Below are 13,430 nucleotides of genomic sequence, written 5' to 3'. Positions count from 1 at the left end.
GGATGAGCGCATGAAAAAGGGGAGGCCGCTTGTCAGCGCCTCCCCCGGGGGACGGGCAACCTGTCGTCAGCGACAGGCTCGTCTTAGAACTGGTTGGCGCGCGCCTGCTCGAAGGGCACGCGGTGCTTCAGGTACATGTCCTGGAGGCTGTGGTTGCCGATGACGTTGAGGCCGCCGTCGCCGAAGCGGTGGATGACCGCGTCCTTGCCCGCCTTCTTGACGAAGGCGAGCGGGTCCACGCTGCCGCCCAGGCCGGTGACGGTGGGCACCACGTCGCGGTTGTTGATGTAGTGCACGTACTTGGGGCCGTCCGGGTAGGTGGCCGCGGCCGCCCCGAAGGTCTCCACGTTCAGCTTGCTCATCACCTTCTCGGTGTCCGCCTTGGACAGCCCGTCTTCGATGCGCAGCCGGTTGTAGACATCCTTGAGCGCGCGGCTGGTGATGAGACCCCCCTGGCTGTAGCCCATCAGGTGGACCTCGCGGCCGGCCTTCAGCTCCGAGTAGAGCGTGTCGGCCAGCGTGTCCACGGCCGGGTTGGTGCCCTTGTCCAGCTTGTCCTTCACGCACTGGGCCAGGTCGGAGATGAAGCCCTCGGTGGAGTTGTGGATGCCGATGGCCTTGGCGTTCGTCTTGTCGGCGATGGCCTGCAGGTCGCTGGACTGCCCCGCCTTGTCCGTCATGATGCCGTTGACGTAGATGACCGTCTTGGTGGGGTTGGGGTTGTTGCGCGGGGTGACGCCCGGGATGTCGCTCAGCGACGTGCCCGGCGGGAACGTCTGGCCCCCGGCGCCCACGAACTGGCCGTCGAACACCTTGTCCTTGGGCTTGCTGCCACCCAGCAGGCTCGCCGACACCTGACGCGCCGGCCCGGCCTCGAAGGTGTCGCCACCCTGCTTCGCCACCTTGGCGCCGTCGGCCTTCACGGTGTTCACCGCCGGGGCCACGGCCGGCTGGGCCTTCTCGACGGTCTGGCGGCCCACCGGGGCCAGCGGGCTGCGGTTGCGATCAATGGAGGTCATTGGGGCTCCTACGAAGTCTTTGTGTGAAATCCGTTGATCCATTCTCCCATGGAGCGGTGGGGAAGTTGCGTACGGCCCTCACTTTTCCGGGCGGACCGGTGGATCAGCGGGGCCTTGACGGCCCGAGCCATCCACGTCCTTCCATTCCGTGAGAAAGACGCACCCAGCGTCTTCCTCCGTCGGCGGGCATCAGCGGCGACAACCCGAGCAGCCATCGGCATGGGCAGCGCGAGCCTGCACGCCCGCGAACCGGTGGAGCATCCACATCAGAACCTGGAGCGCATCCCATCGCGAGGGCCAGCGTGCGCTTTGCGCGTCTGCGGCCTCAGGGTAACCTCCCACGTCAGGGAGCAAGCATTACGTGAGAAAGCATTCCGGGTGGTCCGCCGTTCAAGGCACGTGGGTTCTTGTGCTGGCGGCCCTGGTCCTTCCCTTCGCCGCGCGCGCCGCGAACGAAGGCGAGATCCACAACTACATCAGGTCGATCAACCGCCTGTACGAAAGCCTTGATTACGAGCTCGCGCTCAACCAACTCCAACTCGCCCGCAAACTGCCTCGCGGAACGGACGAAGAGGTCACCCTCTCCCTCTATGAAGGCATCATCCTGTGCGAGATGGGCAAGCAAAAGCCGGGGGCTTCCAGCTTCAGGGCCGCCCTGCTGCTGAGGCCCGACGCGAAACTGCCCGTGCAGGTCGCCCCCAAGGTCGAGGCGCTCTTCGAGTCCGTGCGGAAGCAGGTGAAGCAAGAGGTGGAGTCCCTCCGCCTGCCAGGCGGTACGGAGAAACCGTCAGCCCAGGCGGAGCAGCAACGGGAGACACCTCCCGCCCCGCCAGCAACCGGGCCCGCCCAGGAGAAGCGTGAGGACACGCGGATTGCGCAGTCCCCAAAGAAGGATGAGCCCTCAAGCCCCAAGCCCACGGCATCAACAGCCCAGGCGCCAATGCCTGCGGCTGCTCCGAGTGCCCCGGTAGCAGAGCAGAAGGAGGAGGAGCCCGTTGCCGTACAGACCCACAAGCCACCGGACTGCACGCCTCAGCCCACCCTTCCAGGCAAGAGCCTGAAGGAGCAGCAGTTGTCACGCCTTGCCGGTATCAAGCAGGCGCTATGCCAGAGGGGCAAATTCCAGGATTCCGTCTCTGAGAAATGGATGAGTTTGTGGACCCAGATAGAGAACGCGGCAACAAGCCAGGAGCGAACGCGCATCAGCCTGGAGATCGATCAGTTCGCCAGTGAGTTCATTTATGAGGACCCACACTGGAAGGCCGAGCGGCTGGAGGCGCAGCGGCTGGAAGCAGAGCGGATGACGGAAGCGCAGCGGCGAGAAGCGGCGCTGACGGAGGAGGAGCGGCTGGCGCGCGCTTTGATCAAGAAGAAGCTCAGCGAGGCCGCGAATCTGGATACGTCCAAGTGCCAGCCTGCTGTCAGTGTCGACTGCGAACGCGATCTGCTCATGCAGCGGCTCCGCACCGTGCAGAAGGTCTTCCTCAGCACGAATCCGTCCTCCACACTTCCGCCACTCAGGGAACTCGTGGCGATTGGCAATGAGCTCCGGGCTGCCCGCACCAGCGAGCAACTGGGGGAAGCCGCGCAGGCCATCAATACCTGGGAGCAGCGGCAGTTCCCCTAGTGAATCAGCGCTTCCCGGGGTGAGGGCGGCCTTCCCGTGTCCGCCTCACTCCTCGCGGAGGTTGACCCTGATGATCGTGGTCTCCCCATTCACCACCCGGATGCTCTGGGTCACCGTCTTCGGAATGCTGTTGTTGACGAACTTCACGGTGTAGTTGCCCTCCGGCAGCTCCACGGGCTCCATGGGCGTGTCACCCAACTCCTTTCCGCTCAAGAAGACGGTGGCGTAGGGCCGGACGCGGAACTCAACCTTCCCTGTCGACAGGGGTTTGGGGAACGACACCTTGGACGGACGCTTGCTCCTCCCGGGAACGCTCGGGCGCGAAGGGCGTTCGTTCTTGGAGGTGTCGGGCTCGGGTGCCTGACCCGCGGCCTGGAGCGTGGCATCCTCCGGAGCGACTCCTGCGTCCTGAGGCTCGGCGGCGGAGGCACCCTCGAGAGGTTCCGGGGGCCGCACCTCGGAACCGCCATCCGTGGGCGGCGCAGGGATCGCGGAGGCAGGGGGCTCGTCCGGAGAAGCCTCCTGGGCAGAAGGCTCGTCCTGAGGCGGCGTCGCGGGGGATGGCGCCACCTTGGCCATGGGCGCCGGTTTCTGGGGCGGTGGCGTGGAGGAAGCCGTCCAGCACCGCACGACGCCCCCTCCCCCCGCGATGAGCACGCACGCAACGAGGGTAACAGCCCACTTGCCCCCGCGCCGGGACTCCTTGGGCTTCCGCTGCGCCGAGAGCACCTCCATGGAGGGCCGCTGGACTCGTGGCAGCGGACGGATGTCCGGGGCTGCCGGGCGTTCGGAGGGGGACTCGGGTGAGACCTCCTTCAAGGCCTGGGGCCTGCGCAGCTGCACCGACTGCGGTGCATCAGAGACCGCCACCTTCTGATTCTCGGCCTGAGGCAGGTACTGCTGCACCGCCTGCGGTGCATCGGGGGCCACCACCTCCTGCTTCTCGGCCTGAGGCGGGTACAACTTCACCGTCTGGGGTGCATCGGAGGCCGCCACCTCCGTCTTCTCAGCCTGAGGCGGGTACAGCTTCACCGTCTGGGGCGCATCGGAGGCCGCCACATCCTGCGTCTCGGCTTGAGGCGGGTGCTGCTGTACCGCCTGCGGTGCATCGGAGGCCACCACATCCGTCGTCTCAGCCTGGGGCGGGTACAGCTTCACCGTCTGGGGCGCATCGGGGGCCGCCACATCCTGCGTCTCGGCTTGAGGCTTGCGCAGTTGCACCGTCCGGGGCGCATCGGGGGCCGCCACATCCGTCTTCTCGGCCTGAGGCTTGCGCAGCTGCACCGTCCGGGGCGCATCGGAGCCCGTCACATCCGTCCGCTCCTCGGCGGGAGCAGGCGTGTGGGCGGGGGTGACCGAGGGCGTGGGTCCACTGCGCGGCGAGCCCGGCAGGGGCGCGGGCGCCGGTTCGGGGAGCTGGGCGATCAGCTGGGCGATCAGCTGCGTCGTCACGGGCTTGCCGGCCGAGAGGATGAAGTCCTCCAGGTCCGACTGGAACGCGTGGCAGTCCGGATAGCGCTGCTCGCGATCCTTGGCGATCGCCCGGCCCAGGATGCGCCGCAAGGAGTCGGGCAGCTCCGGCCGGAACTGCACCGCGGGCATGGGGGATTGGAAGAGGATGGCCCGCATCAGTCCGACGTCGGACTCCGCCTCGAAGGGCTTGTGGCCCGTGAGCAGTTCGTAAAGGACGACGCCGAGCGCGTACACGTCCACCCGCCGATCCAGGGACTCGGCGCGGACCTGCTCGGGAGGCATATACGAGAGCTTGCCCTTGATGACACCGCTCGCGGTCTTGTGAGCCTGTCCGGCCGCCTTGGCGATGCCGAAGTCCACCACCTTCACCGCCCCCTGCCTGGACAGCAGGATGTTGTCCGGGCTGATGTCGCGGTGAATGAGGCCCAGCGCCTCTCCGGTCTCCGGATCGGTGAAGTCATGGGCGAAGGCCAGTCCCTCGCACGCCTGGGCGACGAGCCGGGCACACATCGTCAGCGGCAGCTCCAGGCCCTGCGCCGAGGCGCGCTTGATGAGCGTGCGCAGGCTGGGCCCGTCGATGTACTCCATGGCCAGGAAGTACGTCCCGTTGGCCTCACCGAAATCGAAGATCTGCACGACGTGGGGGTGGGTGAGCTGAGCGGCCAGCTTCGCCTCGGAGAGGAACATCTCCACGAAGGCGGTCTCCTCGGCCAGGTGCGGCAGGATGCGCTTGAGCACCAGGGTCTTCTCGAAGCCCATGGGCCCCGCGGCCTTGGCGAGGAACACCTCGGCCATGCCTCCGGTGGCGAGCTTGCGGATCAACTGGTACTTGCCCACTTGCTGCATCACGAACCGTCTCCTCCACAGGCCGAGCCCGGCGTCCCCGCCGGGTGCTCTCGTCCTGCCGTCGCGCGGGGCGAAGGTGACACAGAATCCGGGCACAAGCGAACCCATGAACAAGCGGGTCACTTTGACCGGAACCTCCGCCACGTTGCCGGGTCTCGCGGGCGGAAGCAGGGTGCCAGGGGAGGGCAACCGGGCAGGCAACCGCCCCTCATCTCCCAGGCACGAACCGGGCCCCTCCCCGGCGGCCCGCCCCCACCTTGGCTGTTGGAGGTGTCATCCCCACCTTCATCGAGCCTCACCCGCCCTGGGGTCCGATTGAAGGGCGGAAGGAGAGCGACAATGGAACGCAGCCCACCGACTGAATGGCAGGCGATGGACGCTGCTCTCGCACCCGAGCCCGATGCCTCCGTTCCTCCCCGCTCCCTGTCCCTGAGGCAGTTCATCCTGCGCCTCCGGGAAGCCAACGCCCGGGGCGGTGCCCTGGCCCTCAAGGAGGTGCTCCGGCAGGGCCCCCTGCACCGGCGAGCGGTGGAGCCCTTCGCCCTGCTGAAGGAGGGGCGCTACACCCGCACGCTGGTGTACCGGGACGAAGACATCGAGGTGCTCGTGCTGGGCTGGGGCCGCGACGCGCGCGCGCCCATCCACGGGCACGACGGCCAGGAGTGTTTCCTGATGACCGTCGCGGGCGAGCTGGAAGTCGCCGACTACCGCTTGGTGGCGGGCGGCCAGGAGCCTGGCTACGCGCTCGTCGAGCGCATGGGCCCGCGCCGCACGCTGCTGCCCGGCGCTATGGACCACCGCCACCCCGAGATGGACCTGCACTCGGTGCGCACGGGCGCGCGCAGCGGCTTCGCCATCTCGTTACATGTGTATTCCCGCCCCATCGACAACTGCCTCGTCTATGACCCGCGCCGCTCCAGTTGCGAGCTGCGCCAACTCCGTTACGACCGTGTGATGCGCCTCGCCGACCCGACCGACCCGTCCGCCGCACCCCAGAAGGCCGGGCCCCGCCCCGGACGCCTCACCCGCATCTGGCGCTCGCTCTTCCGGCGCGTGCGGGAGGTGAAGGAGACCGTCAAGGAGACGCTCGTCCCCGCCCGCGTCGGTGAGGAGTCGGCGAAGATCGCCGTCAAACGGGTGGAGCACCACTACGCCAACAAGGTGGTGGCGCTCCAGGACGTCAACCTCAACATCCGCTCCGGCGAGTTCGTGTGCCTGTTGGGGCCCTCGGGCTGCGGCAAGTCCACCCTGCTGTACGCGCTGGCGGGACAGCTCGCCCCCACCGGCGGGCAGGTGCGCATCGACGGCAAGCCCATCACCGGACCGGGGCCGGACCGGCTGCTGATGTTCCAGGAGGCGGCGCTCTTCCCCTGGCTGTCGGTGCGGCAGAACATCGAGTTCGTGCTCGCCGCCCGGGGCCTGTCCCGCGCCGAGCGTGCCGAGCGTGCGCGCCGCTTCATCCGCTACGTGCAGCTGGATGGCTTCGAGAACGCGATGCCGCACGAGCTGTCGGGCGGCATGAAGATGCGCGCGGCGCTCGCCCGGGCGCTGGCGGTGGACTCGCCGGTGCTGCTGATGGACGAGCCCTTCGGCTCGCTGGACGCGCAGACGCGCCTGCACATGCACGAGCTGCTGCAGCGGGTGTGGCTGGAGACACACAAAACCATCGTCTTCGTCACCCATGACGTGACGGAGGCGCTGGTGCTGGCCAACCGGGTGGTGGTGATGGCGCCGCGGCCCGGCCGCATCCTGAGGGACCTCGAGGTGCGGCTGCCCATGCCGCGAGGCCCCGACGACGTGGCGCTGGTGGGCCTGGCGCGGCAGATCCGCTCCATGCTCCGCGAGAGCGAATCCATGAGCGTGGCCGGCACGGGCGCCCGGGAAGAACGAGGGACACACCATGAAGGCATGGCACCTGGGACAGAAGCTGCTGTTCCTCGCGGGACTGCTGGCGGTGTGGGAGCTGCTGGCCCGGTTCGGCCCGTGGCCGCACCACCTGTTCCCGGGCCCGAGGGCGGTCACTGAGAGCCTCGTCGCCATGGCGCTCGATGGCCGGCTGTGGGACGGCATCACGCGCTCGCTAGGACGGCTCGCGCAGGGCTATGCCCTCTCCGTGCTCATCGGCGTGCCGCTGGGCATTCTCCTGGGACGGGTGAAGTTCGTCCGGCGGCTGCTGCGCCCGCTGGTGGTGGGCCTGCAGGCACTGCCCTCCATCTGCTGGCTGCCGCTGGCGCTGCTGTGGTTCGGCCTCACCGAGATGTCCATCATCTTCGTGGTGGTGATGGGCTCGGTGCTGGCGATCGCCATCGCGGTGGAGGACGGCATCATGGGGGTGGATCCGCTGCTGCTGCGCGTGTCCTCCACGTACGGCATCCGCGGGGCGCGCTTCTACGGGGGCGTGCTGCTGCCCGCGGCACTGCCCGGCATCGTCACCGGGCTCAAGCTGGGGTGGAGCTTCGCCTGGAGGGCCCTCATGGCCGGTGAGCTGCTCTACGTGTCCGGTGGCCTGGGCCAGTTGCTCACCATGGGCCGCGAGCTGATGGAGATTCCCCAGGTGATGGCGGTGATGGTCTGCATCATCGCGGTGGGCACCCTCATCGACCGCGTCCTCTTCCAGACCGTGGAGCTGCGCGTGCGCCGCCGCTGGGGACTGGCGCCGGGCTGACAGAGGCCTCGTACTCCGGTTCATGTGCGGTGGGCCCCGACCCTCCCCACCCTCGTCGTCATATGCGTTTCGGATTCCTCGTGGTGGGTCTCGCCGCGCTGTGCCTGGCGGCGAGCGGGTGCAAGAAGGAGCAGCCAGGGGAGGGCTCGGCGAAGCAGGGCGTGAAGGAGCAGCGGCCGCTGCGCATGGGCTTCTTCCCCAACATCACCCACGGTCAGGCCCTGGTGGGCAACGCCTCGGGCGCCTTCCAGCAGGCCGTGCCCGGCATCGAGATGAAGATGTTCAACGCGGGACCGGCCGCCATGGAGGCGCTCAGCTCCGGCTCGCTGGACGTCTCGTACGTGGGGACGGGGCCCGCCATCAACACCTTCCTCAAGGGCGGACGGGAGCTGCGCGTCATCGCCGCGGCGGCCGACAGCGGCGCGGTGCTGGTGACGAAGACGGCGCGCACCCCGGCCGAGCTCAAGGGCAAGACGCTGGGCACGCCCCAGCTCGGCAATACCCAGGACATCGCGCTGCGGCACTGGCTGGGCCAGCAGGGGCTGAAGGTGGGGCAGGACGTCACCGTCACCCCGCTGTCCAACCCGGACATCCTCGGCCTGTTCCTCAACGGGAGAATCGAAGGGGCCTGGGTGCCCGAGCCGTGGGGCGCGCGCATGGTGGCCGAGGGCGGCGGCCACATCCTCCTGGACGAGCGCGACCTGTGGCCCGAGCGGCGCTTCCACACCACCGTGCTCGTCACCACCCAGAAGGCGCTCAAGGAGCGGCCCGAGCAGATCAAACAACTGCTGCGCGCCCACGTGGAGCTCACGCGCCAGTGGCAGCAGCAGCCCGAGGCCTTCATCTCGCGCGTCAATGACGCCTTCGGCAAGGTGACCGGGCACCCCATCTCCGAGCCCGTGCTGAAGGATGCCTTCTCCCGGCTGGAGCCCGCGCTGGAGGTGAACCCGGGCCAGTTGCAGCAGGCCGCGGAGCACGCGCGGCAGCTCGGCTTCATCTCCAGCTCCGACCTGTCGGGCATGGTGGATGACTCGCTCCTGCGCGAGGTGCTGGGCTCGCAGGGCGCGCCCGCGCAACGGGACGCGGGCCCCTGATGATGCCCCCCTGCCAGGAGAGCGAAGCCCTGCCTGTCTACCTGGTTGGTAGACATACGACTCGCATCGGCCGACACCCCGGGTAAGACGGCACCCGCCGCTCACGGATGACCCGGGACGGCCGCCGCGCTTCCCTCGGGAGGGCCGCTGGCACGCGCTGGCCCCGGGCTTGCTGTGGTGGGTGCATGGCGTCACCCCCGACCCCCAAGTCCCCCGCCTCCGGCTTCACCTTCGACGACTCGCTCTGGCCGCTGCTCATCATCCACTTCACGGGCAATCCCACCCGGACCGAGCTGGAGACGTACCTGGCCAGGCGGCTCGAGTACATGCAGCGCGGCGAGCAGCATGTCCTTCTCTACGACACGCGCAATGCGCGCATGCTGAACAACGAGCTGAGCCAACGGCATGTGGCGTGGATGAAGGAGCATGACGCGCTCCGCCGCAAGACGGTGATGGCCAGCGTCGTCGTCATCACCTCGCCCGTCATCCGGCTGACGGCGAGCGCCATCCTCCACTTCTGGCCGGCGAAGACGCCCTACTTCTTCTGCTCCAACCTGCCCGAGGGCGTGCGGTGGGCGGCGGACTGGCTGCAGAAGGCCGGCCATCACACCCAGGCCAACCTCGTCCGCCAGCGCTACGCCTCGCATCCGAGCAGGCCCCCGGGCTCCTAGCCACGCGGCCCAGGGAATCAGGTGCGCTCAGTCCAGCTTGGGCGGGACGCGGTAGATCTCCTCCACGTCGTCGTGGTTGAAGAGCCCCATCGCCTCGCGCTGCACGATGAGCGTCCACTTGCGGTACTCGGCATCGCGCCGCTTCTCGTTGTACTCGGCGAGCTTCTTGTCACGCGCCGGACTGGGCGCCATGGCCCGCACCTGCTGCCCGAGCTGCTGCAGTTCGGTGAGCTGCCGTTCGATCCGCTGTCCGAGTGCCCGGATGCTCGCGGCCGCCTCGGCGCGCATCTGGACTTCGATCGCGAGCGATCCACCGACGGGTCCCTTGCTCATGTCTCGTCGACCTCGTTCCGTGACTGCCAGGAGAAAGATAGGAGGACGGCCGCGGAGACGCTTGAAGGATTGCGACACCTGCATCTCCGAGGATGCACCTGCCTTATGGACCCCTGGAGCACGTGGGGAGGGGCGGCCGCCCCGTCCGAGGTGGTAGGAGTCACGCCATGAACGAGACCCCTCGAGTGCTGCTGGTCGGTGCGGGAGCCGTAGGCCAGGTGTACGGGAAGTATCTCCAGGCGGCCGGCTGCGAGATCTCCTTCCTGGTGAAGGAGAAGTACGCGGACGAAGCGCGGCGAGGCTTCACCCTCTACGAGCTCGGCATGTTGGAGAAGGACCCCGAGCCGGTGGCGTTCTCCGGCTTCGGCGTGCTCGTCTCGAACGAGGAGGTCGCGGCGCGGCGGTGGGATCAGGTCTGGCTGTGCGTCTCCTCGACGGCGATGCGGGCCGGGAGCTGGGTGGGCGAGCTGGCCCGAGCCACGGGAGAGGCCACCTGGGTCATGCTCCAGCCGTCGCTCGATGACCGCGACTGGCTCCTGCAATGGATTCCGCCGGAGCGGCTCGTCTCCGGCATGATTCCCTTCATCAGCTTCCAGGCGCCGCTGAAGCCCGGAGAGCGGTATGCGAAACCGGGCACGGCGTTCTGGATCCCACCGATGACCCGGAACCCCTTCAGCGGGCCTCCGGAGCGCCTGCAGCAGGTCATCCGCGCGCTGCGTGCTGGCGGTTATCCGGCCCGGGCCGCCCAGGATGTGGCACGCGACGTGGCGATTCCCTCGGCGGTGCTGACCGTCGTCGTGAATGGCTTGGAGGCGGCGGGTTGGAGCTTCGAGCGCTTCCTCCAGCAGGACTCCCTGGAGCGCGTCCACCGGGCCGCGCGGGAGGCGGTCCAGGTCGCGGCCTCGCACACGAAGGGGAGCGCCTCCGCCGTGCTGCCGCTGCTGCGCCCCGCGCTCTTCAAGGTGCTGCTGCCCGTGGCGGCCCAGCTCACGCCCTTCGATCTGGAGGCCTACCTGAAGGCCCACTTCACCAAGGTCGGAGAGCAGATGCGATTGATGATGCGCACGTACGTGGACCTGGGCAGGAGCGCGGGACTGCCCGTCGAGCACCTGCAGGCGGCTTCGCGCTGAGCGCGCGATGAACCCCGATGCCGAGGAGCGAGCCGTGACGCGAGACCCGCTGCTTCCACTCCCTCGGAGGGTGGAGGTCGCCATCATCGGGAGTGGCTTCGGAGGCCTGTGCATGGCCATCCGCCTCCGGCACGCGGGAATCGAGGACTTCGTCCTGCTCGAGAGGGCGGACGAGCTCGGGGGCTGCTGGCGCGACAACACGTACCCGGGCGCGGCCTGCGACGTGCCCTCGCATCTGTACTCCTTCTCCTTCGAGCCCAAGACGGACTGGTCCCGGCGCTTCGCTCCCCAGGCGGAGATTCGCGACTACCTGCACCACTGCGCCGGCACGTACGGCCTCCGCGGCCACATCCACTTCCACACCGAGGTCGCCGGCGCGGAGTTCGACGAGGCGGCGGGCCTCTGGCGCATCCACGTCGCGGGAGGACGGTTGCTCGAGGCGCGGGTGCTGGTGTCGGCCCGCGGGCAGCTCAACCGCCCCGCCTACCCGAAGCTCCAGGGGCTGGAGCGTTTCGAGGGCAAGCAGTTCCACTCCGCCCGGTGGGACCATGGCTACCCGCTCGAGGGCAAGACGGTGGCGGTCATCGGGACCGGGGCCAGTGCCATCCAGTTCGTGCCCCAGCTTGCGCCGCGGGTGAAACAGCTCTTCCTGTACCAGCGCTCCGCGCCCTACGTCCTCCCCAAGCGGGACCGCGCCTACGGGCGGGTCGCGCGGGCGCTCTTCTCCTGGCTCCCCGTGTCGCAGACGGTCAGCCGGTGGTGGACGTACTGGCAGAACGAATCGCGCGTCCTGGCCTTCCAGGGCCCCGCCTGGGTGAGGAGGCTGCTCGAGCGCCAATTCCACAGACACCTGGAGCGCAGCGTGCCGGACCCGCGGCTGCGCGAGGCCCTCACGCCCACCGACCCCTTCGGGTGCAAGCGCGTCCTCCTCTCCAACGACTACTACCCGGCGCTCACCCGGCCCAACGTGGAGGTGGTCACCGAGGGCATCCGCGAGGTGACGCCTCACGGCATCGTCACCGGGGACGGCAGGGAGCGCGCGGTGGATGCCCTCATCTACGGCACCGGCTTCCAGGCCACGGACTTCCTGGCGCCCATGCGCATCACGGGCCGCGGCGGCCGGGAGCTCAACGAGGCCTGGCGGCAGGGGGCCGAGGCGTACCTGGGCATCACCGTCTCCGGCTTCCCCAACCTCTTCCTGCTCTACGGCCCCAACACCAACCTCGGCCACAACTCCATCGTCTTCATGCTGGAGAGCCAGGTGCGCTACGTGCTCGCGTGCCTGCGCGTGCTGCGCGAGCGCCACCTGCGATTCCTCGACGTGCGCCCGGACGCGCAGCGGGACTTCAACGCACGGTTGCAGCGGGGCCTCGAGCGCTCCGTCTGGGGAGCCGGCTGCACCAGCTGGTACAAGACGGCCGAGGGCAGGAACACGAACAACTGGCCCGGCTTCACGTTCCACTACCTGCGCCAGACCCGCGCGCCGAGGCTCGCCCACTACGAGGCCGTGTGACCGGCCCCCGCGGCTCCCCGGGTTGCGCGGTGGTGCCCCCCGGGCGAGACTGCCGAGGCGGTCTCATCAAGAAGCTCGCGAACAGGGAGCCGGGCCATGAGCAATGTTCACTTCATCTGGTGGGGTCCCTTCAATGAAGAGAAGTGCATCGCCCATCCCAACGCCATCGCCGACGAGCTGAACGGCACCCCGCATCAGCTCTATTACTGGTGCCGTATCGAGGATGAGCCCCAGTTCAAGCGTGCGCTGCGGCCGCGGATCAAGGTCGTGGGCATCCGGATGTTCCAGCAACTGGCCCTGTCCCGCACTGGCATCTGGAATGAGCCGTATTGCAAGGGCGCCCTCGACGTCCTCAAGCGCCTCGACCGGCACAAGGCGTTCTCGGCGGTCAAGGATCTCATGAGCCTGTTGATCCTCTATCTCCATGGGGGGCTCTACCTCGACACCACCGTGCGGCTCTCCCCTGCTCCCGAGCGGATGGGAAAGCCGAATCAACAGTCGCTGAGGGACGGACTCCGGGCGCTGGGCGATACACCGAAGCTGCCCGTCTTCGGCGGAGAGCAGCCGCACCAGCCCTTGCTGTATACCCCGCTCGCCGTCTCCACCGGGGCGAGGGACTACGACCTGGGCGAGGACACGGTGTTGCAGGTGCCGGTGCTGGATGTCTGGGCCCTCTACAGCCCCGCGGCGCACCCGGTCTTCGAAACGATGGTGAATGGCTACGTGGCTCGCGCCGAACGGGTGGGCGTCACGCGAAGCGGCTTCACCACGAACCTGCAGAACTTCCCCGAGGGCGTGGCGCCCGCGACGTTTGGCGTGGATCTCCTGAAGGATGTCTACGGACGTGACGGGCGGAACGAGCTGATTGGGAACCTGGTGATCCGCTCGGTCCTCGATGGCCTCCTGTCCGGCTGCCCGGATGAGACCGACCAGCTCGCCCACCGCTTTGGCTGGCCCGCCGTCGAGCTTCCGAACATGGAGAAGCGTTCCGTGCTCGTTCCGACCCTGGGCATCACCAAGGAGTACCACAACTCCTGGCGCCGATAGCGTTGCATGGCA

At 68.4% G+C, this 13,430-nt stretch carries 11 protein-coding genes; 8 read left to right on the top strand and 3 right to left on the bottom strand.

What is annotated here, in order from left to right; genetic code table 11:
* Positions 1–83: 83 nt before the first annotated feature.
* Positions 84–1,019 carry a hypothetical protein gene (locus NR798_RS03570; RefSeq protein WP_375769981.1) on the bottom strand — a complete coding sequence of 312 codons (936 nt, stop codon included), beginning with the start codon at positions 1,017–1,019 and terminating at the stop codon, positions 84–86.
* Between the two features lie 361 nt (positions 1,020–1,380).
* On the opposite strand from NR798_RS03570, the gene NR798_RS03565 reads away from it, so the two are divergent.
* Positions 1,381–2,646, top strand: coding sequence for a hypothetical protein (locus NR798_RS03565; RefSeq protein WP_375769980.1), 1,266 nt, complete (start codon positions 1,381–1,383; stop codon positions 2,644–2,646).
* A gap of 45 nt (positions 2,647–2,691) precedes the next feature.
* Here the strand turns inward: NR798_RS03565 and NR798_RS03560 are convergent, their stop codons facing one another.
* On the bottom strand, positions 2,692–4,965 hold the full coding sequence (locus NR798_RS03560) for a protein kinase (protein ID WP_375773717.1): 2,274 nt from the start codon (positions 4,963–4,965) through the stop codon (positions 2,692–2,694).
* A 339-nt stretch (positions 4,966–5,304) separates the two neighbouring features.
* On the opposite strand from NR798_RS03560, the gene NR798_RS03555 reads away from it, so the two are divergent.
* From NR798_RS03555 to NR798_RS03540, 4 genes are all read left to right on the top strand, one after another.
* Entirely contained in the window at positions 5,305–6,990 is a 1,686-nt protein-coding gene (locus NR798_RS03555) for an ATP-binding cassette domain-containing protein (RefSeq protein WP_375769979.1), read from the top strand.
* Positions 6,896–7,630, top strand: a complete 735-nt coding sequence (locus NR798_RS03550) for an ABC transporter permease (RefSeq protein WP_375773716.1) — start codon at positions 6,896–6,898, stop codon at positions 7,628–7,630. Before NR798_RS03555 ends, NR798_RS03550 begins: the two co-directional genes overlap by 95 nt.
* Before the next feature lie 62 nt (positions 7,631–7,692).
* Positions 7,693–8,724, top strand: a complete 1,032-nt coding sequence (locus NR798_RS03545; RefSeq protein ID WP_375769978.1) for an aliphatic sulfonate ABC transporter substrate-binding protein — start codon at positions 7,693–7,695, stop codon at positions 8,722–8,724.
* Positions 8,725–8,909: 185 nt separating this feature from the next.
* Positions 8,910–9,395 (top strand): hypothetical protein, encoded by a 486-nt coding sequence (locus NR798_RS03540; protein WP_375769977.1) that lies wholly within the window; start codon positions 8,910–8,912, stop codon positions 9,393–9,395.
* Positions 9,396–9,422: 27 nt separating this feature from the next.
* On the opposite strand, the gene NR798_RS03535 is transcribed toward NR798_RS03540, so the two are convergent.
* Positions 9,423–9,728, bottom strand: coding sequence for a hypothetical protein (locus NR798_RS03535; RefSeq protein WP_375769976.1), 306 nt, complete (start codon positions 9,726–9,728; stop codon positions 9,423–9,425).
* Between the two features lie 167 nt (positions 9,729–9,895).
* On the opposite strand from NR798_RS03535, the gene NR798_RS03530 reads away from it, so the two are divergent.
* The 3 genes from NR798_RS03530 to NR798_RS03520 all read left to right on the top strand — a co-directional run bounded on the left by NR798_RS03530 (position 9,896) and on the right by NR798_RS03520 (position 13,418).
* Complete coding sequence (locus tag NR798_RS03530) at positions 9,896–10,858, top strand: ketopantoate reductase family protein (protein ID WP_375769975.1); 963 nt, start codon at positions 9,896–9,898, stop codon at positions 10,856–10,858.
* A gap of 7 nt (positions 10,859–10,865) precedes the next feature.
* Positions 10,866–12,371: a flavin-containing monooxygenase gene (locus tag NR798_RS03525; RefSeq protein WP_375769974.1), complete on the top strand. Its 1,506-nt coding sequence runs from the start codon at positions 10,866–10,868 to the stop codon at positions 12,369–12,371.
* A gap of 96 nt (positions 12,372–12,467) precedes the next feature.
* On the top strand, positions 12,468–13,418 hold the full coding sequence (locus NR798_RS03520; RefSeq protein ID WP_375769973.1) for a hypothetical protein: 951 nt from the start codon (positions 12,468–12,470) through the stop codon (positions 13,416–13,418).
* The last annotated feature ends 12 nt before the right edge of the window (positions 13,419–13,430 follow it).

Origin of the sequence: Archangium gephyra (genome assembly GCF_042230915.1) — a bacterium.
Lineage (GTDB): Bacteria > Myxococcota > Myxococcia > Myxococcales > Myxococcaceae > Archangium > Archangium gephyra_B.
The sequence above is the reverse complement of the archived record's forward strand: the minus strand, read 5'-3'. Positions and strand labels throughout refer to the sequence as shown.

Excerpts from the sequence above, each read along its gene's own strand:
- NR798_RS03570 (WP_375769981.1), bottom strand. The coding sequence starts at position 1,019 with ATGACCTCCATTGATCGCAACCGCAGCCCGCTGGCCCCGGTGGGCCGC.
- NR798_RS03560 (WP_375773717.1), bottom strand. The coding sequence starts at position 4,965 with ATGCAGCAAGTGGGCAAGTACCAGTTGATCCGCAAGCTCGCCACCGGA.
- NR798_RS03555 (WP_375769979.1), top strand. The coding sequence starts at position 5,305 with ATGGAACGCAGCCCACCGACTGAATGGCAGGCGATGGACGCTGCTCTC.
- NR798_RS03545 (WP_375769978.1), top strand. The coding sequence starts at position 7,693 with ATGCGTTTCGGATTCCTCGTGGTGGGTCTCGCCGCGCTGTGCCTGGCG.
- NR798_RS03540 (WP_375769977.1), top strand. The coding sequence starts at position 8,910 with ATGGCGTCACCCCCGACCCCCAAGTCCCCCGCCTCCGGCTTCACCTTC.
- NR798_RS03535 (WP_375769976.1), bottom strand. The coding sequence starts at position 9,728 with ATGAGCAAGGGACCCGTCGGTGGATCGCTCGCGATCGAAGTCCAGATG.
- NR798_RS03530 (WP_375769975.1), top strand. The coding sequence starts at position 9,896 with ATGAACGAGACCCCTCGAGTGCTGCTGGTCGGTGCGGGAGCCGTAGGC.
- NR798_RS03525 (WP_375769974.1), top strand. The coding sequence starts at position 10,866 with ATGAACCCCGATGCCGAGGAGCGAGCCGTGACGCGAGACCCGCTGCTT.
- NR798_RS03520 (WP_375769973.1), top strand. The coding sequence starts at position 12,468 with ATGAGCAATGTTCACTTCATCTGGTGGGGTCCCTTCAATGAAGAGAAG.